We start from the raw sequence: 18,227 nt of genomic DNA, 5'->3' as shown, positions 1-18,227 counted from the left end.
GATGAAGCCATCTGTATATACCACAACACATTTATGGATTATGGCGCTGATAATATTGTTGGGCCTTGGGCTCATTGTTCAAGGAGGATATATGCAAGCTAAAGCCCATTTTGCCCAGTTTTTAATTGAGCGTGCGTTTGAACAAACGCTGGTGGACAATCAGCCTCATAAGCCTTGGTCATGGGCCGACACGCACCCGGTTGCCAAAATGCGCTTATTGCAAACCCATGCGCAAGGCACACAAGCATTAGGCCCCGATTTATATGTGCTGGCTGGGGCATCGGGTCGTAATCTTGCTTTTGGCCCGAGTTTAATGCTCGGCGGCGCTGGCGTAGGTGAGCAGGGCAATACGATTATTGCCGGTCACCGCGACAGCCATTTTATGCGTTTACAGTATGTTAATGTCGGCGACATGATTGAGCTTTACAGTGCCACGGGAAAGTTACAGGTATACCAAATTACCGCCACGCAAGTGGTACACGAAACCGCCACAGAGGTGCTTAATCAAACCGAAAACAGCCAATTAACCTTAATCACCTGCTATCCATTTGATCAGCTTAGCGGTAATGCCCAATACCGCTATATCGTTCAGGCCAAGCCTATGGTGTAGCCTTTGCTGCTAAAAGAAACAGCCCAAACTAGGTTCGTTTGGGCTGTGTTATTTAACGGGTTATTTATCCCAATAGGGCGGGTTGCCATAATAATTGGAAAAATAATCGATAAAAGCCCTGACTTTGGGGGCTAACAAGCGCGAGCTTGGGTAAACCGCCCAAATGGCGGCTTCGTCAATTAATGGATAATCCTCAAGCACTTGCACCATTTCGCCACGTTTTAAATGCTCATAAGCAATCCAAGTGGCGCATTTTGCAATGCCCATTCCATTGGCACAAGCATCGCGAACCGCTTCTCCATGGTCGATACGAATTGAGCCTTTTATTTTCATACTCAATGGGCCATCTGGCGTGCTAAATACCCAGTTTTCAAGTCCTGCTTGATTAATGCATTGATGATTGTGTAAATCTTCTGGCGTGTTAGGTTTGCCATATTGGGCGACATAATCAGCAGAGGCGCACATAATGCGTTTATCTACGGCTAACTTTTTAGCAATTAAACTCGAGTCTTGTAATTGTGCGTTACGAATAGCCACATCAAACCCACCTTCAACTAAGTCGACAATCGAATCGGTTAAACGTATATCAATATACAGCGACGGGTATTTAGCTATAAATGCTTTAAAGGCAGGCATTAAATGCATACGACCAAAAGAAGCTGGTGCGGTGATCCGCAATGTTCCCTGAGGCTGGGCATCGCCACTACCTACCGCCGCACGGGCCGCTACCACACTTTGAATGATTTCTTCTGCATGGGGTAAAAAAGCCATGCCTTCTTCGGTTAACGATACTTTACGTGTGGTTCTGTGAATTAAGCGCGCACCTAGGCTTTCTTCTAAACGGTTGATATGCATACTGGCAACCGGAGGCGATAAGCCCAATTCCTGGCCAGCCTGGCTGATGTTGTGGGTTGACGCGACTCGGACAAACAGTTTTAGGTGTTCAAAATTCATCTTTTTAGCCTGTATTAAGTTAACGTCATAAAATATCTAGGCGTTTGCAACACAAGGTTGCGTATGAGCTAGGGTGCTTTTTAGGTGATTTTTAAGCTTAAACCATGCAAAGATGCCTGCCAACATATTCGCGATTGTGGCTGCAATGAGGGTATTTAACATATCACCCGTTGCGGTGCCAATGGCAATGGCAGGAATATATAAGATAAACAGTCTGGCAAACGACACCATTAATGCTGTTTTTGGCGTACCCAATGCATTAAATACCGACACTACCACCATGCATATTCCTAATGGCCCGTAACTGATGGGCATGATCCACAGGGCTGCTTTTATCCAAGTATTTAATGTCGGGTCTTGGGGGATAAGTGGCAACACTATGTCAATGCTTAGCACTAATAACACAGCGATAAAGGCGGTAAAGCTGAGCAATAATTTTGCCGTGGCGGTTAATAACTTGTCTATGGCTTGGTGTTGGCGCGCCCCGACATAATGGCCAACCATAGGTGGAATAGACATAGTTAACGCTAAAGTAAATACCAGTAAAAAACTTTCAATACGCGCTAACAGGCTCCAAAAAGCAATGGCGTCGGTTCCTAGTTTGGCAATAAGTATCATGGCGACAAACGCACTGGCGGCAGGCAAAAATTGATTGGTAATCGTCGCTGAGGTGACTTTTGCCAGCTCTATGCAATATTTAAAGGTGCCGATGTGGGGCTGTAGCACAATAAACCATGGTCTTGGTATTACATCAAACAGTACATACAAAGTGGCAAAAGCATACCCTAAACTTGAAGCAATAGCGGCACCTATGATGCCGAGATCAAAATAGAACATCAACAATGGATCTAAAATGAGGTTGATAATGCTGGCAGTAACAAACATCGCACCAGTGGTTTTGGTATTGCCATGGGCGCGGTAAACACTAGTAAGCAGGTACAGCACTGCCACACTTAGGGCGCTAAATAACCAGTAAGGCCAATAAGGGGTAAATAAATTAACCAAAATAATAGATAGCGGGTCATGGGTGTTGGGGCTGATAAATACACGTAATACAAGCGTGTCTAATTGCCATAAAAGTAAGCAAATTAATGACATAAATATAATGCCACCACAGACAGATAACGAGGCAATAGCACGGGCTTTATAGTGTTGTTTTGCACCAATTGCTTGAGAGATAATTGCCGTGGCGCCAACGCCAATACCCACCTGAACGCCAATTAACAGCGTTTGAAATGGTAGCGTCATACCATGTGCGGCAAGTTCATTAACGCCTAATAAGCCGATAAATACCGAGTCAACTAATTGCACCGACATAATGGCCAACAAACCAATGAATAATGGCAATGTTTTATTAATAAGGGTGCGAAGGGTTGAAGATACAGTCAACATAATCTTTCCGAACTATATGAGGGCGGGGCGATAATTAAGCCAAAGCAAAATGCATGATGTTGTCAGAGCAATTGGATTAATGTGACAACATCATGGTGAAAGGTTAGGGTTCACATAACTAATGTGAACCCTAAAGTGATTTAGTTAATATCAATCACCACTTTACCAATGGCTTTGCCGCTGGCTAAATGCTGATGTGCAGCAGTCACTTGCTCTAGGCTAAAGCGTTGTTCATCAACAACAGGTACTAATGCGCCAGCTTCAACAATGTTAGCCAGTTCAGCTAGAATATTGCCATGAACTTTACGACCTATGTTGTGCATCATAGGGATTAACATAAAGACCACATGCAATGACAACCCTTTCATATGTACCATTGATAAATCTAATTCAATGAACGATAAGGTTGTGGCAATTTGTCCGTTTAATTTAGCGGCTTCAATCGAGTTGGTTAGGTTTGCACCGCCAACAGTATCTAAAATAACATCAAAGCCAGCACCGTCAGTGTGTTTAGCAACGTAATCGGCAACCGTTTCTGTCTTAAAGTTAATGGCTTTAGCGCCTAACTTTTCAATGAGCTCAGCTTGAGTGCCTTCAGCGCCAGTTGCAAAAACGTTGGCACCAAAATGTTTTGCAAGTTGTACTGCAACGTGCCCCACACCACCTGCGCCACCATGGACCAGTACACTTTTACCTGCTGCAATACCTGCACGTGTTAAGCCTTCGTATGCGGTAATCCCCACCAAAGGCAATGCTGCCGCTTCACGCATAGAAAGGTTTTTAGGTTTACGAGCAATAAGCTTAGCGTCAGCCAACATGTATTGAGCAAGCGTGCCTGGTAAGTCACCTAAACCGCCAGCGCAGCCATAAATTTCGTCGCCAACGTTAAATTCAGTGACGCCTTCACCGACAGCTTCAATGGTACCGGCAAAGTCCATTCCTAATACTGCAGGGGCTTTAGGTGAGAAAGGCAATGCTTCGCCCATTTCACGGATCATCATGTCAATGGTATTAACACTTGTTGCTGCTAAGCGGACTAATACATTACCCGCACTTACTGTTGGTTTAAGAATGTCTGCCGACTCGAAAACATCAGCTGCACCAAATTCGCGAATTATCATAGCTTTCATTGTGTAAAACCTCGTTGTGTTTGTGTGAAGCTAGTATAGGCGCTTGAGTGTTAATGATAATGGCCAGTAAACAACAATGTGTTTTAAGTTTTCATTAATAATCACGTTTTGGTTGTGTAAAAAGCATCCAAAAACCATTGTTACTATTAATATAAAATCGATAATAATTAATTTTAACGGTAATTATTAATAATTAATTAAAACTATTTATGTTGTACCGGCAATTATCAAAGGTAGGCTTGCTTGTTAATCTGTTTATCGAAATTGACACATTATGTTAATAGCACTCCACAAAAAAATACGAATATCGAAATACGAATAACAAGGAAAATCCAATGAAATATCAAGGTTATACAACATTTAAAGCAAGCCAAGATGGCGCGATTTTAACGGTCACATTCGATTTTGGTACAGTGAATGTACAAGGCCAAGAGATGTTAGCGGATTTAAATGGTCTAGCAATGCGACTTGAGCGTGACCGCGACGTTAAAGTGGTGGTGTTTCAATCTGCCAATCCAGAAATTTGGGTATCGCACTACGACACAAACCTGTTAAAAGACATGTCAACAGAAGCCGTGTCTCGTGATGATGTAAAGCTACTTGATTTACAAGTTATCCTTGAACGAATTAGCAAGTTACCGCAAGCGACCATCGCTAAATTAGAAGGTTTTGCGCGTGGCGGTGGGCATGAGTTTGCTTTAGCGTGCGACATGCGTTTTGCTGCTCGCGGTAAATATAAGTTTATGCAAATGGAAGTGGGCATGGGCATCTTACCTTGTGGTGGCGGAGCTTCACGTATGGCACGTCAAACCGGTTTAGGCCGTGCATTAGAAATTATTTTAAGTGCTCGTGACTTTAGCGCCGATGAAGCAGAAGCGTACGGCACCATCAATAAAGCATTAGATCCTGACGAAATTGGCCCTTATGTCGATGCATTAGCACAGCGCATTGCTCAATTTCCTGCTGAATCAATTAATGCCTGTAAACAAGCCGTTTATGAGTCTATCGACAAACCGATTGAAGAAGCATTAAAAGCAGAAGCCTATTGGTTATATCAAGCAACCAGCAAAACCCCAGCCATTAAACGTTTTACCATTGCCGATGAGCAAGGGCTTGAGCATGACATCGTTAATCAACGAAACTGGAATGAGCTAGTGATGAAGGTGCAAGAAATAAACTAACCTTAATCGCGTGCCATCATCAACGCTGATGCAGTTTGTCAGCGTGAATGACCCACTCAATTAAACGAGACAATATTATTATGAAAAAAATTATTTTAGTCACAGGTGCTACCGACGGTATTGGTTTAGCCACAGCCAAAATGTTGGTTGCACAAGGGCATCAAGTCCTTATTCACGGGCGTAATGCACAAAAACTAAACCAGGTTGAGGCCGAGCTCAAAGCCATACCGGGTGCCGGCGAAATACAAAGCTACCGCGCTGATTTATCGAGCCTAGTTGATGTTGCTGCATTGGCTGATGCCATTAGTGCTCAGCACAATAAGCTTGATGTGATCATTAATAATGCCGGTGTGTACAAAGTGCCTCAAATTACCAGTGTAGATAATTTAGATGTGCGTTTTGTGGTTAATACCATTGCGCCTTATCTATTAACTCAGCGATTACTGCCCTTGCTAGACAGCACTGGTCGCGTGGTTAACTTATCTTCTGCGGCTCAAGCTAGTGTTAATTTAGCTGCATTAGCCAGCGCCAATGCTGGGCCTGCTGATGGCGCGGTATATGCGCAAAGTAAACTAGCAATCACTATGTGGTCAGTGCATTTAGCCACGACATTACAACATAGCGGACCGGCTTTTATTGCCGTTAATCCAGCGTCATTTTTGGGCAGTAAATTAGTTAAAGAAGCCTACGGAATGGCCGGTGCTGATTTAAATATTGGTGCAGATATTCTTTGCCGCGCGGTATTGTCTGATGAGTTTGCTCAAGCAAGTGGGCGTTATTACGATAACGATCAGCGCCGATTTACCTCGCCACATACAGATGCGTTAAACACAGTTAAAAATCAACAGTTAGTGGCAGCAATTGAATCAATTATTGCCCAAGTCAATGTAGGATAAAGAGGTTATTATGTTAGGTGAAAACCATTGTTTAATTCTTGATTTCCCAGAATTTACCCAGCGTATTACTGAGCTAAATGCAGCCGACAGTCAATTTGCTGCAGATGCCAATCAGTATCATGAACTTGATCTAGAAATTCGCACCCTAGAGTTAGACGGTTCGCCAATTAATGATGAAGATATGCACCAGTTAAAGCATCGTCGTTCATTATTAAAAGATTCTTTATATCAGCGTCTTCATCAGAGCCAATAACATCACTATGTGTACTGCTTATTGTGTTCAGGCAATGAGCAGTTATTACTCCAGCCTAAAGTAGAGCTGTACTGTCTGCGTTAAACAGCCATTATTGATTTCGTTAGGGATCGCAATGAAAAAAATATTGATCAATTTTGCCCATCCAGCGAAAGGGCGATCGAACATTAATGCCCAGTTGAGGGCCGCGGTAGAAAACATTGAAGGTGTGACTATTAATGATTTGTACGCCAATTACCCTGACTTTTTAATTGATGTCGCTCGCGAGCAACAGCTGTGCGAAAGCCACGATGTGATTATATTTCAGCATCCATTTTACTGGTATTCAACGCCTGCAATTGTTAAAGAATGGCTAGATTTAGTGCTAGAGCACGGCTGGGCATATGGTAAAACGGGCACGGCGTTAAAAGATAAATGGTGCTTTCAAGCTATTAGCGCGGGGGGCGATGCGACAACTTACCGACTTGATGGCGCCAATCAATTTACCATTGCTGAATTAACCTCGCCAATGCGTGCCACCGCCAATTTATGCTTAATGGAGTGGCTACCGCCATTTGCGGTGATGGGCGTGCACCGTGGCTTGCCTTTAGAGCAAGTTACAGGCCACGCAGAAGCGTATCGACGTCTTATTATCGCTATTCGTGATGGCGTATTAGATAAAGACAAAGCCCAACAGGCTGAGTTTTTAAACGCAAATCTTGACGACATCATGTTAAGGGCATAAACAATGGAATATTTTTTACTGCAGTTATTTATTTTCTTAGCCGCGTCAGCCATTGCCGTGCCGATAGCCAAACGTTTAGGGCTCGGTTCGGTGCTCGGTTACCTGATTGCAGGGATGATCATTGGTCCGTTTGGGATTTCACTGATTGGCGATGTTGAAGTCGTGATGCATTTGACTGAGTTTGGCGTTGTGATGATGCTATTTTTAGTGGGCTTAGAGTTAAGGCCTTCTATGCTGTGGCAGATGCGTACGCCCATTTTAGGCATGGGCGGCATGCAAGTGGTGTTATCGAGTCTTGTCATGGCGGCTATTGCGCTATGGGCTTTGCCTTGGCAACAAGCGTTGGCGGTCGGGTTAATTTTGTCATTATCCTCAACGGCGATTGTGCTACAAACCCTCAAAGAAAAAGCCTTAATGAATACTGCGCCAGGTCGCTCGGTGTTTTCAGTGTTGTTATTTCAAGATTTAGCCGTGATCCCCATGTTAGCGTTTATGCCACTACTGGCCACGTTAACTTTAGGCGATGATGGACATTATGGTTCGGTGTTATTTGATATCAATACTTTACCAGCGTATTTACAAGTGATTGCGACCCTGCTTGCGGTTGTGGGGATTTTAGTATTGGGCCGTTATGCTAGTCGCCCCATATTTAGAGCTATTGCAGCCACAGGCGTTCGAGAAATTTTTGTCGCGGCGGCATTAGCGCTGGTGGTGGGAATTTCATTATTAATGACCGTGGTGGGCTTGTCGCCTGCGTTAGGGACATTTTTAGCCGGTGTGGTGTTAGCAGACAGTGAATACCGCCATGAACTTGAAAGCGATATTGAACCCTTTAAAGGCTTATTACTTGGGGTGTTCTTTATTTCAATTGGTGCCAGCCTTAACTTCAGTTTAATTGGCGATAATGTGGCGCTTATTGCAGGCTTAACCGCGGGCTTAATTGTGATTAAGTGGCTAATATTAGTCATTACAGGCAAGGTCTTTAAGGTGGCAAAAAAAGACAGAGCGTTATTTGCTGTTGCATTAGCACAAGGCGGCGAATTTGCGTTTGTGTTATTTCAATTTGCCAAGGTCAATGGCGTACTGGGCGCTGAGACAGTAGAGCCGTTAATCTCTGCGGTAGCGATTTCGATGTTTTTAACCCCATTGATGTTTATGGCCTATGACAAACTCGCGATATCGAAAGACGATACTCAGTTGAATGCACGAGAAGATGACAACATAGAGCACAGTGGTCATGAGGTGATTTTAGCTGGCTTTGGCCGTTTAGGTACTGATTTAGGGTGTTTTTTAATCTCTGCTGGAGTTAAGCCAGTGATTATTGACCATGACTCAACTAACGTTGATGTACTGCGTAAACTGGGTTATGAGGTGTATTATGGCGACATTACCCGCTTAGATTTGCTTGAAGCTGCTGGCGCTAAAGAAGCGAAATTATTAGTGATAACCATTGGTGACATTGAAAAATCAACGACCTTAATTGAGCTGGTAAGAAAGCATTATCCACACCTCAACATTGTGGTGAATGCCGATGACCGTCAGGCAAGCTTTAAATTGATGGAATTAAATATTGAGCATATACGCCGTGAAACCTTTGGCAGTGCACTGGCATTAGGCCAAGATGCTTTGCAGCAATTAGGTATCGACCCGTATGAGGCTTACCGTTTAGCGCGTATTTTCCGTAAGAAAGATGAAGAAATGATGCCAGAACTCTACAAGTGGCATTGTGAAGAAGAGCATTATATTGTGAGCTTACGGCAGCGTAGCTCAACTTATTTCAATTAACCTGATTTAATCATTGTAACTAAATCAACCCGGTCACAATGATGCCAGATAAACTCCTTAACACCCTCGCTAACTTTGAACAGTGGCGAAGCAATAAACCTTCTCGAGGTAGTGCAATCCCTGAAAATTTGCGCCAGCAAGCGATCGCCCTTTTACCGCATTATTCAAAAACAACCATTGTTAAAAAGTTGCGTATTAGTCATGAGCAATTCAATACTTGGCTTACCGCCAACTCATCAAGTGATGTATCCAATCACTTTATTTCACTACCCAATGCAACGCCGATAACCGAGTCGCTTTCTATCTCCCTGAAGTTCAACAATGGCAATTCTTTAGCCGTATCTGGCGAAGTCAGCGAAACACGGTTTGCTCAGTTAATTGAGGCCATAAAATCATGATCCATTTAACCCGTCATAGCGACATTTTGATTGCTACCCAGCCCGCTGATTTTCGTCAAGGCATTGATGGGTTAGCTACGCTGTGTAAACAACGCCTTCATTGTGAGCCTCGCTCTGGTACCTTGTTTGTTTTTATTAATCGTAACAAAACCATGGTGCGCGCAATCGCTTATGAAAATAACGGTTTTTGGTTGATGACAAAGCGTTTATCTAAGGGCAAGTTCTCTGGCTGGCCAACCATTAATAGTGCCATGACGTCCGTGGACGCCAAACATTTACGGCAATTGCTCAGCGGGAATTACCACCCATTATAAATAACCGCTTGATTTCATTTTAAATGGGATCATACTCCATAATAGTGCCATGACGTCCGTGGACGCCAAACATTTACGGCAATTGCTCAGCGGGAATTACCACCCATTATAAATAACCGCTTGATTTCATTTTAAATGGGATCATACTCCATAATAGTGCCATGACGTCCGTGGACGCCAAACATTTACGGCAATTGCTCAGCGGGAATTACCACCCATTATAAATAACCGCTTGATTTCATTTTAAATGGGATCATACTCCATCCTCTTTTTTATTCCCGCAGGCAAAAGGCTTATTGTGGCAAAACCTTTTAACGATATCGATGCACAATCTCTCGATGATTTAATCAAGCGAGTGATTGAAGCCAAAGAAAATAATCTTGCGCTTAGCGCTGATGATTATCAGTTATTGCTTGATGCGTTACTGACATTAACAACAACACAAAACAAGCTAGCTGACCACGGTATCACCGTGCATAAATTACGTAAGTTACTTGGGATTGAAAAATCATCAGAAAAACAAAGCGACCTGTGTAAAGCACAGAAAAAAACCAGCAAGAAAAGTAAAAAACCAAAAACACAGGATGAAGACTTTACACAGGTCAAACCGGTTATCATCAAACATGCGTTAAACGAAGTAAATAAAGGGGATAGCTGCCCAGAATGTTTGAAAGGTAAGGTCTATAAAGTCGAGCCTGGCAGTTTGTTGCGCATTACAGGGCAAACGCCTTTTACCCCAGAGCAACATATTATGGAGCGCTTGCGTTGCAATGCGTGTGGTGCCTATTTCACGGCAAACCTGCCCGATGAAGTATTACATGACGGTAATAGTCATCAAAAATATGGTTACTCTGCGCGTGCGTTAATGGCGATTTATAAATACTTTGCAGGGCTACCTTTTTATCGTCAAGGCAACATCCAAAAGCTATTGGGCGTCAACATCACTGCGTCGACGGTGTTTGACCAAGTAGAGCTTGTCTGTGATGCGATTTATCCTGTTTACCAGCACTTGTTTGAGTTGGCTGGCGATGCAAAGCACTATTACTTAGATGACACCACCCACCGTATTCTTGACGCCAAGCCAGTTGAAAAGAAAGTACGTAATAGCGAGAAAACACGCTTGCGCTCAGGTGTTTATACATCAGGAGTGATTGCCAGCTTAAAAACGGGCCATGATATTGTGTTATTTGAAACCAATATTGGGCACGCAGGTGAGTTTATCGACCGCATACTCTACAAACGACAAGTCACTGTCGCACCGATATTAATGAGTGATGCGCTCGCCAGTAATCAGCCAAGTACTTGCGAGGTTGAAACATCACTTTGTAATAGCCATGCAAGGCGCCAGTTTGTCGATGTCATTAATCATTTCCCCGAAGAGGTTGAAAATATACTCACACTCTATGGTGAAGTTTGGCGCAATGAACAGACAACCATTGAACGTGAACTCACCGCACGCGAGCGACTTGAGTACCATCAGCAACATTCATTACCCATACTTGAAGCGATTAAAAGTTGGGGTGAAAAGCACTTTACTAATGAAAGCATTGAAGAAAATAGCGGTCTAGGCAAAGCTATCCGTTATTTTTTAAAACACTATGACGGGCTGAGTTTATTTTGCCATCACGAAGGGGTAAAAATAGATAATAACCGCATAGAATCGATGTTAAAAATAGTGGTGCGAGATAGAAAAAATGCGATGTTTCGTAAAAGCTTACTCGGTGCGAACATTGGCGATGTTATCACGTCGATGATAGCAACAGGCAATGAAGCAGGCATCAATGTATTTGATTACTTTACGCGACTGCAACGAGATGCGGATGATGCAAAAAAGCATCCTGAAAAATACCTACCTTGGAATTATCTCGACCAATACCAATAATAAACCGCTCATAATCAAGCAATGCTTGGGCCAGTGGCCTAAGTATTGCCGTGCCTGAAATTTAAGAAACCAGATTTTTTGCTTTATTACTTATGTCACGCCATGCTGCCGTAAGCTCACATTATATTTCTCACTATCAACAAAAGCATGCTGAGTTAGAAGCCTTAATGACGCGCGATTTACATGCCGATGATGATGAGCTAGACAAAGCCTGGACGGCTAAAAACCCTGAATTATAAAGGGAAATGCCATAAAAAACCGCTAGTATTAAGTGACCTAGCGGTTTTTAATGGTTTGAGTTTAGCGTTTATGCGCGCATTGATTTTTCACCGCGTGCTAGTCCAACTACGCCAGAGCGAGAGATCTCTATAACCTTAGTACTGTCACCTAGCGAGTGAATAAAGGCGTCAATTTTGTCACTCGTGCCGACCATTTGAATGGTGTAAAGATTCGCCGTTACATCGACAATTTGCCCTCTAAAAATATCCGCAGTACGCTTTACTTCCTCACGTTGATCACCTTGTGCCTTGACTTTAACCAACGCAATTTCTCGTTCAATGTGAGCCGACTCAGTAATGTTGGCTACTTTTAAAATGTCGATGAGTTTGTGCAACTGTTTTTCAATTTGCTCTAAGACCGACTCGTCTGCGATAACCGTAATGTTAAGCCTTGAAAGCGTGGTGTCTTCGGTTGGGGCAACCGTTAAACTTTCAATGTTATAACCGCGCTGTGAAAATAGTCCAACAACTCGTGACAATGCGCCGGGTTGGTTTTCAAGTAATACAGAAATAATACGACGCATTAGCTTTTCTCCGTTTTGCTTAACCACATTTCGTTCATTGCACCGCCGCGGATAAGCATAGGGTAAACGTGTTCGGTTTCATCTACGCTAATATCCACAAATACCAGTTTGTCTTTCATGGCTAACGCTTCTGCCAATTTAGACTCTAGCTCATCTGGGTGAGTGATGTTCATGCCTACATGGCCGTATGCTTCAGCAATTTTGGCAAAGTTAGGCACCGAATCCATATAAGATTGTGAATGGCGACCCGAGTAAATCATGTCTTGCCATTGTTTAACCATGCCAAGGAAACGGTTGTTTAAGTTAATGATTTTTACCGGAGTATCGTATTGCAGTGCCGTTGATAGCTCTTGAATATTCATCTGAATCGAACCGTCACCCGTTACGCAGACCACGGTTGCATCAGGAAACGCCATCTTAACGCCCATGGCTGCTGGTAAACCAAAGCCCATGGTGCCTAGACCACCAGAGTTAATCCAGCGGCGTGGCTTATCAAATGGATAGTACAAGGCGGCAAACATTTGGTGTTGACCCACATCGGAGGCAACATAGGCATCGCCATTAGTCAATTTATGTAATGTTTCAATCACTTGTTGTGGTTTTATGCGGTCGCTAGTGCGATCAAACTCGAGGCTTTTTCGTGAACGCCAAATGTCAATTTCACGCCACCAGGTCGATAACGCATCGGCATCATTTATCTCGTTAGTTTCTGCTAGCAGTTCTAACATGCTGTCTAAAATATTGTCTGCTGAGCCAACAATGGGTATGTCAACGCGCACTGTTTTTGAGATAGATGATGGATCAATATCAATGTGTAAAATGGTTGCATTAGGGCAGTATTTTTCAACATTGTTGGTTGTACGGTCGTCAAAACGTACCCCAATACCAAAAATTAAGTCGGTGTTATGCATTGCCATGTTGGCTTCGTAACAACCGTGCATACCTAGCATGCCTAAACTTTGCTTATGGGTACCAGGAAATGCGCCTAATCCCATGAGAGTGCTAATAACAGGAATGTTTAATCGTTCTGCAAGTTTAAGGATTTGTGCATCACAACCCGATATTACCGCACCTCCGCCAACATATAACACGGGCTTTTTGGCTGCAAGAAGGGCTTGTAACCCACGACGGATTTGGCCTTTATGGCCCGTAGTGGTTGGGTTATACGAGCGCAATTTTACGCTTTCTGGGTACACATAATCATGGAGTATGTCTGGGCTTAAACAATCTTTTGGAATGTCGATTACCACAGGGCCTGGGCGGCCAGTTGACGCGATGAAAAAGGCTTTTTTGACAATTTCAGGAATGTCTTTGGCATCTTTCACTAAAAAGCTGTGTTTAACAACAGGACGAGAAATACCAATCATATCGCATTCTTGAAATGCGTCATTACCAATAAGATTACTCGGTACCTGACCTGATAAAACAACTAGCGGGATTGAATCCATGTAAGCGGTGGCAATACCAGTAATGGCGTTAGTTGCGCCAGGTCCAGAGGTAACAAGCACAACACCAACTTTACCCGTTGCTCGAGCATAACCGTCGGCCATATGAACGGCAGCTTGTTCATGGCGAACAAGAATGTGCTCTACGCCAGCTATTTTATGAAGAGAATCATAGATGTCTAAAACAGAACCACCGGGGTAACCGAAAATATGGCTTACGCCTTCATCGATTAAAGAGCGCACGATCATACTCGCGCCAGAAAGCTTTTCCATGAAATGAGTCCTTTTTAAGTTACCGTATGGTAAACAGTATCTTGTTATACAACGACGGTAATCGCTTTAAAAAATAAGTCTGAATGGTAATTCAAACTCGACGATTGAATTTAACAGTAGCTAAATTCAATGACTTGGTTCATTTAGTGACTCTACTGAATCACTGAACTCCATAGTATGTAAATTTAATTTTACTGCAAGCCTTTTGTTTAATATTTTTTAAAGCTTGAATTTATTTCATGGTTGTGAGCTAAAGGCTAGTTGATTATGAGGAGGTACGTGAGCGTTTAAATTGTCATTGTTGAATTGATTTTGGCAAGGTTCGCCTCAAGAAACACTAATACCATTCCGCATTAATAAGTGACCACTCAGAATGCGTCCAGCGGTTTTTGATTAAGGCGTCGCTATGTAGTATTGGTTGTTCCCTTTCAAATAGCGAGAACGCAGAGCAAAAGCGGCTGGGGCATTCCTTTAAGGCGAGTTTTAAAAGGGCTTACACTGCGTTGCATGACTTCGAAAGAGAGCAGCTATTCATTCAGTCATTCGCCTTGTTTAAGCCCTTTTAAATTCTCGCTGAGAGATCATTTACTAACGCGGAATGGTATAAGGCCATCGATGTGATGGCCTTATTGTTCAATCATTGTTGCGTGTCAAAGGATTTCAATTTACATGTGTTAACTGTGTACTTTGCGGATTACCACAGTATGTCAAATTGGTGCTTGCAGTTGGTTTTTAGGCAGGCGACTTTGTAAAAACTGACAAATGCCCACAAGCACGATAGCACTTAGCATGAGTGCTGAAAAAGGCACTGCACTGCCATCATAAAAATAGGCGAGAAATGGCCCTGCTGTGGCGCCGAAACCAAAGCGGAGTGTACCAATTACTGCGGTGGCTGTACCGGTTTCTTGTTTGAATTTCAGCAATACTATGGCATCAGCATTAACCGACATAACCCCAAGTGATCCCATTAATGGGATTAATGTGAGCACAGTGTAGTGATAACTAAAATCTAGGAGATTTACCATCAATAACGCGATAGCTGACAACACGCCAAACAGTGTCGATACATGCAGCATGCGCTTTGAGCCGTAACGACTAACAATTCGTGAGTTCACGATATTGGCCAGCATCAGCGCACCCACATTGGTACTAAATAAAATGGCAAATAATGATTTGTCTAAGTTAAACACTTCCATATAAATAAACGGCGAAGCAGTTAAATAACAGAAAAAAGCGAAAGAGGTTAACACCCCACTTGTGAGGTTGAGTTTGACTCCACTGCGTGAAAATACGGTGTAATAGGCACGTAAAAATGACTTTTGGCTGCGATTGTCGGGGTTTTTATCGCTTGGCATTTTTAATTTAAACAGCACTAAAACTAATAAGGTGATGGCGTAGCAACTTTGGCTTAAAAAGATCAAGTGCCAGTCGCCTAGCTCCATAATTAAGCTGCCTAAAGTGGGGGCAAGCAATGGGGCTAGCATCATAATTAAGCTGACATAAGACATACCTTTGGCAGTGTTATCACCATAGACTTCTTTGATATAGCCAGGCACAACAACTGTTGCCGCTGCGCCGATAAAGGCCTGGGCAAATCGTAATAGCAAAAACTGTTCAATACTGCCACTTAAAGCAATAAGTAAACTGATGAGAGTAAAACCTGAAAGTCCAAAAATGACTAAGGGCCGGCGGCCAATTTTGTCGGCTAACGGCCCAAACGTCAGCATGCCAACGGCATAACCTGCCAAATAAATACTTAATGATTGCTGCACAGTGGTAATGTCGGCGTCAAAACCCAGTGCCAGTACCGACATTGCCGGTAAATACATATCAATAGCTAAAGGTGTAATGGCCACAATGGCAGCTAACATGGGAATGAGCATGGCCAAATTAGGTATGCTGGATATGGCTTGGGGTGGAGTTGATTTTACTGGCGATCCCACATGAACCTCGACTGCGTCATTAGACCTGAGCGGCTATTTGCCTAAAAGAGGGCATAGTTTAGCATGCATTAATGGAAAGATTATCAAAATTGACAGCGGATTTTACAACAATAAGCAACGCAAACTCGTTCATATTTTATGCAACATTTTTATCATCAAATATTAACACTCGCACATTAGTTTATGGGTTTTAAATCTGATGAAATGGACCATTCAAAATGATGAAGTTTGCAAAATGTAAAGCCCCGCTATTAATTTCAGCACTCCTTTCTACTGCGTTACTTTCTGGTTGTGATGGCGATGATGGTCACGACGGCATCAATGGCATTGATGGTACAAATGGGATAGATGGAACAAATGGCACGGATGGATCTAATGGTGTTTCTGCATTAGTTAATATTACTGAACTGTTGGCTGGTAATGCACAATGTCCATTTGGCGGTCAGCAAATTGAGACGGGATTAGACACTAACAATAACAATTTGCTCGATGTTGCAGAAGTCGATGCTTCGCAAACGCAGGTGATTTGTAATGTGTCACAGCGGCAATTGAGTGTTGAACTTGTTGGGCGCTATCAGTCAGATGTGTATGGATTAAGTGCTGCTGAAATTGTCGATTATCATGCGGCTAGCCAAACTGCATTTGTGGTTAATGCCCAAAGTGGCAAAGTGGATTTGCTCGACTTATCAACACTCTCTCAAACACCTGTTGTGGGGGAGGCGGGTTACACGTTAAACAATATCACCAAATTAGCCGAACTTGACCTTAATGCCGACACCGGACTTGCCCTGCTTGGCGCCGTTAATAGTGTTAGTGTGTCGGGTGATTTACTCGCGGCAGCGGTTGAGCGTGCCGATGCGAATGGAAATGCAACGCAAGGTAATGGCATTGTGGCATTTTATCGTTTATCTGCATCGTCTTTGCCACAGTATTTATCATCTGTAGATGTGGGGGCGCTACCCGATAATGTCACATTTAGCCCAGATGGCAGCGTGTTGTTAGTGGCTAATGAGGGAGAGCCTAATAGCGATTATTCTGTTGATCCAGAAGGTTCTGTTGCCATTATCGATATCATCAATAATTCGCCAGCAAACGTTGCAACGCTGGTGGGGTTTAGTGATTTTAACGTCGGGGCGGCGCGAGCTAGTGAGTTAAGTGCCGACATTAACATTACTGGCCCCGGTGCTACAGTCGCCCAAGATTTAGAGCCCGAATACATAGCGGTGTCACCAGACAGCCAGTTTGCTTATGTCAGCCTGCAAGAAAATAACGCCATTGCCGTCATAGATATACAAGCAAAAACGGTCACTCGTATTAATGCCTTGGGGGCTAAAGACTTTGGATTGGCAGACAACAAAATCGATGCCAGTGATAAAGACGATATGGTAAACCTGAAATCTTACGCTGGTGTTTATGGAATGTATCAACCCGACACTATCGTGAGTTACCGTTGGAATAACACTGACTTTATTGTGAGTGCCAATGAAGGTGATGCACGTGATTATGATGGTTTTTCTGAAGAAGGGCGTGCCGAAGACTTAACCCTTGATACAAACCATCCGCAATTTGCATCTATTCAAGATGATACGCAACTGGCGCGTTTAAAAGTGACAACAAGCATAGGTGATGACAATAACGATGGCTTAGTTGATCGCATTATGGCCTACGGTGGACGTTCATTTTCGATTTGGACCGCACAAGGCCAACAAGTATATGACAGTGGCAGTGATTTTGAGCAGATCACCAGTGCGTTATTAGGGATGAATTTTAATAACAATAACGATGAAAACAAGGGTGATAGTCGCAGCGATGACAAAGGGCCAGAGCCTGAGGCGTTAGCCATTGGGCAACTTGGTGACAGTACTTATGCATTTATCGGTTTAGAGCGCACTTCAGGCTTTATGATTTATGATATTAGTAATCCTTTTGCAGTATCGTTTGTAGATTACGTACATAACCGTGACTTTACTGCCGACTTTGCTATTGATGGTGGCGACATTGAGGGACAGGCGACCCAGGCTGGCGACTTAGGGCCAGAAGGGATGAAGTTTATTGCCGCAAACAATAGCCCAACTGGATTGCCTTTATTGATTATTGGTAATGAAGTTAGCGGTACAACGGCGGTGTATCAATTATCGTTTAAGTAATTGATGCCGCAAAAGCATAGTTTACACAGCGCCAAGGTTCACTTCCTTGGCGTTTTTATGTTGGGTAGAAAATTTTTTTAAAGGTCACAATTGAATGT

17 protein-coding genes are annotated in these 18,227 nt (G+C 43.2%); 11 read left to right on the top strand and 6 right to left on the bottom strand.

From position 1 onward, the window contains the following. Nucleotide 1 precedes the first annotated feature (1 nt). Nucleotides 2-610, top strand: a complete 609-nt coding sequence (locus K8B83_RS15175) for a class GN sortase (RefSeq protein ID WP_223417905.1) — start codon at nt 2-4, stop codon at nt 608-610. 60 nt (nt 611-670) lie between these two features. Here the strand turns inward: K8B83_RS15175 and K8B83_RS15170 are convergent, their stop codons facing one another. From K8B83_RS15170 to K8B83_RS15160, 3 genes are all read right to left on the bottom strand, one after another. After that, nucleotides 671-1,564, bottom strand: a complete 894-nt coding sequence (locus K8B83_RS15170; RefSeq protein ID WP_223417903.1) for a LysR family transcriptional regulator — start codon at nt 1,562-1,564, stop codon at nt 671-673. A 36-nt stretch (nt 1,565-1,600) separates the two neighbouring features. Continuing rightward, nucleotides 1,601-2,956, bottom strand: coding sequence for an MATE family efflux transporter (locus K8B83_RS15165; protein ID WP_223417901.1), 1,356 nt, complete (start codon nt 2,954-2,956; stop codon nt 1,601-1,603). Between the two features lie 140 nt (nt 2,957-3,096). Next, nucleotides 3,097-4,086 carry a zinc-dependent alcohol dehydrogenase family protein gene (locus K8B83_RS15160; RefSeq protein WP_223417895.1) on the bottom strand — a complete coding sequence of 330 codons (990 nt, stop codon included), beginning with the start codon at nt 4,084-4,086 and terminating at the stop codon, nt 3,097-3,099. A gap of 335 nt (nt 4,087-4,421) precedes the next feature. Between K8B83_RS15160 and K8B83_RS15155 the strand changes: the two genes are divergently transcribed. The 9 genes from K8B83_RS15155 (at nt 4,422) to K8B83_RS15115 (ending at nt 11,758) form a co-directional block, all read left to right on the top strand. Then, nucleotides 4,422-5,267: an enoyl-CoA hydratase/isomerase family protein gene (locus K8B83_RS15155; protein WP_188740733.1), complete on the top strand. Its 846-nt coding sequence runs from the start codon at nt 4,422-4,424 to the stop codon at nt 5,265-5,267. A gap of 80 nt (nt 5,268-5,347) precedes the next feature. Further along, nucleotides 5,348-6,163 (top strand): SDR family NAD(P)-dependent oxidoreductase, encoded by an 816-nt coding sequence (locus tag K8B83_RS15150; protein ID WP_223417893.1) that lies wholly within the window; start codon nt 5,348-5,350, stop codon nt 6,161-6,163. Nucleotides 6,164-6,173: 10 nt separating this feature from the next. Then, a complete protein-coding gene (locus tag K8B83_RS15145) occupies nt 6,174-6,416 on the top strand; it encodes a YdcH family protein (RefSeq protein WP_223417891.1) in 243 nt (80 codons plus the stop codon). Nucleotides 6,417-6,531: 115 nt separating this feature from the next. Next, complete coding sequence (locus K8B83_RS15140; RefSeq protein WP_223417889.1) at nt 6,532-7,140, top strand: NAD(P)H-dependent oxidoreductase; 609 nt, start codon at nt 6,532-6,534, stop codon at nt 7,138-7,140. Between the two features lie 3 nt (nt 7,141-7,143). Next, nucleotides 7,144-8,925: a monovalent cation:proton antiporter-2 (CPA2) family protein gene (locus K8B83_RS15135; RefSeq protein ID WP_223417887.1), complete on the top strand. Its 1,782-nt coding sequence runs from the start codon at nt 7,144-7,146 to the stop codon at nt 8,923-8,925. 38 nt (nt 8,926-8,963) lie between these two features. Continuing rightward, nucleotides 8,964-9,323: a hypothetical protein gene (locus tag K8B83_RS15130; protein ID WP_086904927.1), complete on the top strand. Its 360-nt coding sequence runs from the start codon at nt 8,964-8,966 to the stop codon at nt 9,321-9,323. Beyond that, nucleotides 9,320-9,637 carry an IS66 family insertion sequence element accessory protein TnpB gene (gene tnpB, locus K8B83_RS15125; RefSeq protein ID WP_223417885.1) on the top strand — a complete coding sequence of 106 codons (318 nt, stop codon included), beginning with the start codon at nt 9,320-9,322 and terminating at the stop codon, nt 9,635-9,637. The genes K8B83_RS15130 and tnpB overlap by 4 nt, the downstream gene beginning before the upstream one ends. Nucleotides 9,638-9,884: 247 nt before the next feature. Next, the gene (gene tnpC / locus K8B83_RS15120) at nt 9,885-11,519 is read left to right on the top strand and encodes an IS66 family transposase (RefSeq protein WP_223417497.1); all 1,635 of its coding nucleotides are present in this window, start codon (nt 9,885-9,887) and stop codon (nt 11,517-11,519) included. Nucleotides 11,520-11,611: 92 nt separating this feature from the next. Further along, nucleotides 11,612-11,758 carry a hypothetical protein gene (locus K8B83_RS15115; RefSeq protein ID WP_223417883.1) on the top strand — a complete coding sequence of 49 codons (147 nt, stop codon included), beginning with the start codon at nt 11,612-11,614 and terminating at the stop codon, nt 11,756-11,758. 68 nt (nt 11,759-11,826) lie between these two features. On the opposite strand, the gene ilvN is transcribed toward K8B83_RS15115, so the two are convergent. The 3 genes from ilvN to K8B83_RS15100 all read right to left on the bottom strand — a co-directional run bounded on the left by ilvN (nt 11,827) and on the right by K8B83_RS15100 (nt 15,922). Continuing rightward, nucleotides 11,827-12,321 carry an acetolactate synthase small subunit gene (gene ilvN / locus K8B83_RS15110; RefSeq protein WP_188740728.1) on the bottom strand — a complete coding sequence of 165 codons (495 nt, stop codon included), beginning with the start codon at nt 12,319-12,321 and terminating at the stop codon, nt 11,827-11,829. After that, entirely contained in the window at nt 12,321-14,039 is a 1,719-nt protein-coding gene (locus K8B83_RS15105; protein WP_223417881.1) for an acetolactate synthase 3 large subunit, read from the bottom strand. Before K8B83_RS15105 ends, ilvN begins: the two co-directional genes overlap by 1 nt. A 707-nt stretch (nt 14,040-14,746) precedes the next feature. Next, on the bottom strand, nt 14,747-15,922 hold the full coding sequence (locus K8B83_RS15100; RefSeq protein ID WP_398410890.1) for a multidrug effflux MFS transporter: 1,176 nt from the start codon (nt 15,920-15,922) through the stop codon (nt 14,747-14,749). A 278-nt stretch (nt 15,923-16,200) separates the two neighbouring features. On the opposite strand from K8B83_RS15100, the gene K8B83_RS15095 reads away from it, so the two are divergent. Next, nucleotides 16,201-18,129: a choice-of-anchor I family protein gene (locus K8B83_RS15095; RefSeq protein WP_223417880.1), complete on the top strand. Its 1,929-nt coding sequence runs from the start codon at nt 16,201-16,203 to the stop codon at nt 18,127-18,129. The last annotated feature ends 98 nt before the right edge of the window (nt 18,130-18,227 follow it).

The organism is Shewanella inventionis, assembly GCF_019931735.1.
GTDB classification, from domain to species: domain Bacteria; phylum Pseudomonadota; class Gammaproteobacteria; order Enterobacterales; family Shewanellaceae; genus Shewanella; species Shewanella inventionis.
This window is presented reverse-complemented; position numbering and strand designations above follow the sequence as displayed.

Bases quoted from the DNA above. Each gene is read 5' to 3' on its own strand.
- K8B83_RS15160 (WP_223417895.1), bottom strand. From the start codon at position 4,086: ATGAAAGCTATGATAATTCGCGAATTTGGTGCAGCTGATGTTTTCGAG.
- K8B83_RS15175 (WP_223417905.1), top strand. From the start codon at position 2: ATGAAGCCATCTGTATATACCACAACACATTTATGGATTATGGCGCTG.
- K8B83_RS15170 (WP_223417903.1), bottom strand. From the start codon at position 1,564: ATGAATTTTGAACACCTAAAACTGTTTGTCCGAGTCGCGTCAACCCAC.
- tnpC (WP_223417497.1), top strand. From the start codon at position 9,885: ATGGGATCATACTCCATCCTCTTTTTTATTCCCGCAGGCAAAAGGCTT.
- ilvN (WP_188740728.1), bottom strand. From the start codon at position 12,321: ATGCGTCGTATTATTTCTGTATTACTTGAAAACCAACCCGGCGCATTG.
- K8B83_RS15135 (WP_223417887.1), top strand. From the start codon at position 7,144: ATGGAATATTTTTTACTGCAGTTATTTATTTTCTTAGCCGCGTCAGCC.
- K8B83_RS15140 (WP_223417889.1), top strand. From the start codon at position 6,532: ATGAAAAAAATATTGATCAATTTTGCCCATCCAGCGAAAGGGCGATCG.
- K8B83_RS15095 (WP_223417880.1), top strand. From the start codon at position 16,201: ATGATGAAGTTTGCAAAATGTAAAGCCCCGCTATTAATTTCAGCACTC.
- K8B83_RS15165 (WP_223417901.1), bottom strand. From the start codon at position 2,956: ATGTTGACTGTATCTTCAACCCTTCGCACCCTTATTAATAAAACATTG.
- K8B83_RS15130 (WP_086904927.1), top strand. From the start codon at position 8,964: ATGATGCCAGATAAACTCCTTAACACCCTCGCTAACTTTGAACAGTGG.
- K8B83_RS15155 (WP_188740733.1), top strand. From the start codon at position 4,422: ATGAAATATCAAGGTTATACAACATTTAAAGCAAGCCAAGATGGCGCG.
- K8B83_RS15105 (WP_223417881.1), bottom strand. From the start codon at position 14,039: ATGGAAAAGCTTTCTGGCGCGAGTATGATCGTGCGCTCTTTAATCGAT.
- K8B83_RS15150 (WP_223417893.1), top strand. From the start codon at position 5,348: ATGAAAAAAATTATTTTAGTCACAGGTGCTACCGACGGTATTGGTTTA.
- K8B83_RS15100 (WP_398410890.1), bottom strand. From the start codon at position 15,922: ATGCTCATTCCCATGTTAGCTGCCATTGTGGCCATTACACCTTTAGCT.
- K8B83_RS15145 (WP_223417891.1), top strand. From the start codon at position 6,174: ATGTTAGGTGAAAACCATTGTTTAATTCTTGATTTCCCAGAATTTACC.
- tnpB (WP_223417885.1), top strand. From the start codon at position 9,320: ATGATCCATTTAACCCGTCATAGCGACATTTTGATTGCTACCCAGCCC.
- K8B83_RS15115 (WP_223417883.1), top strand. From the start codon at position 11,612: ATGTCACGCCATGCTGCCGTAAGCTCACATTATATTTCTCACTATCAA.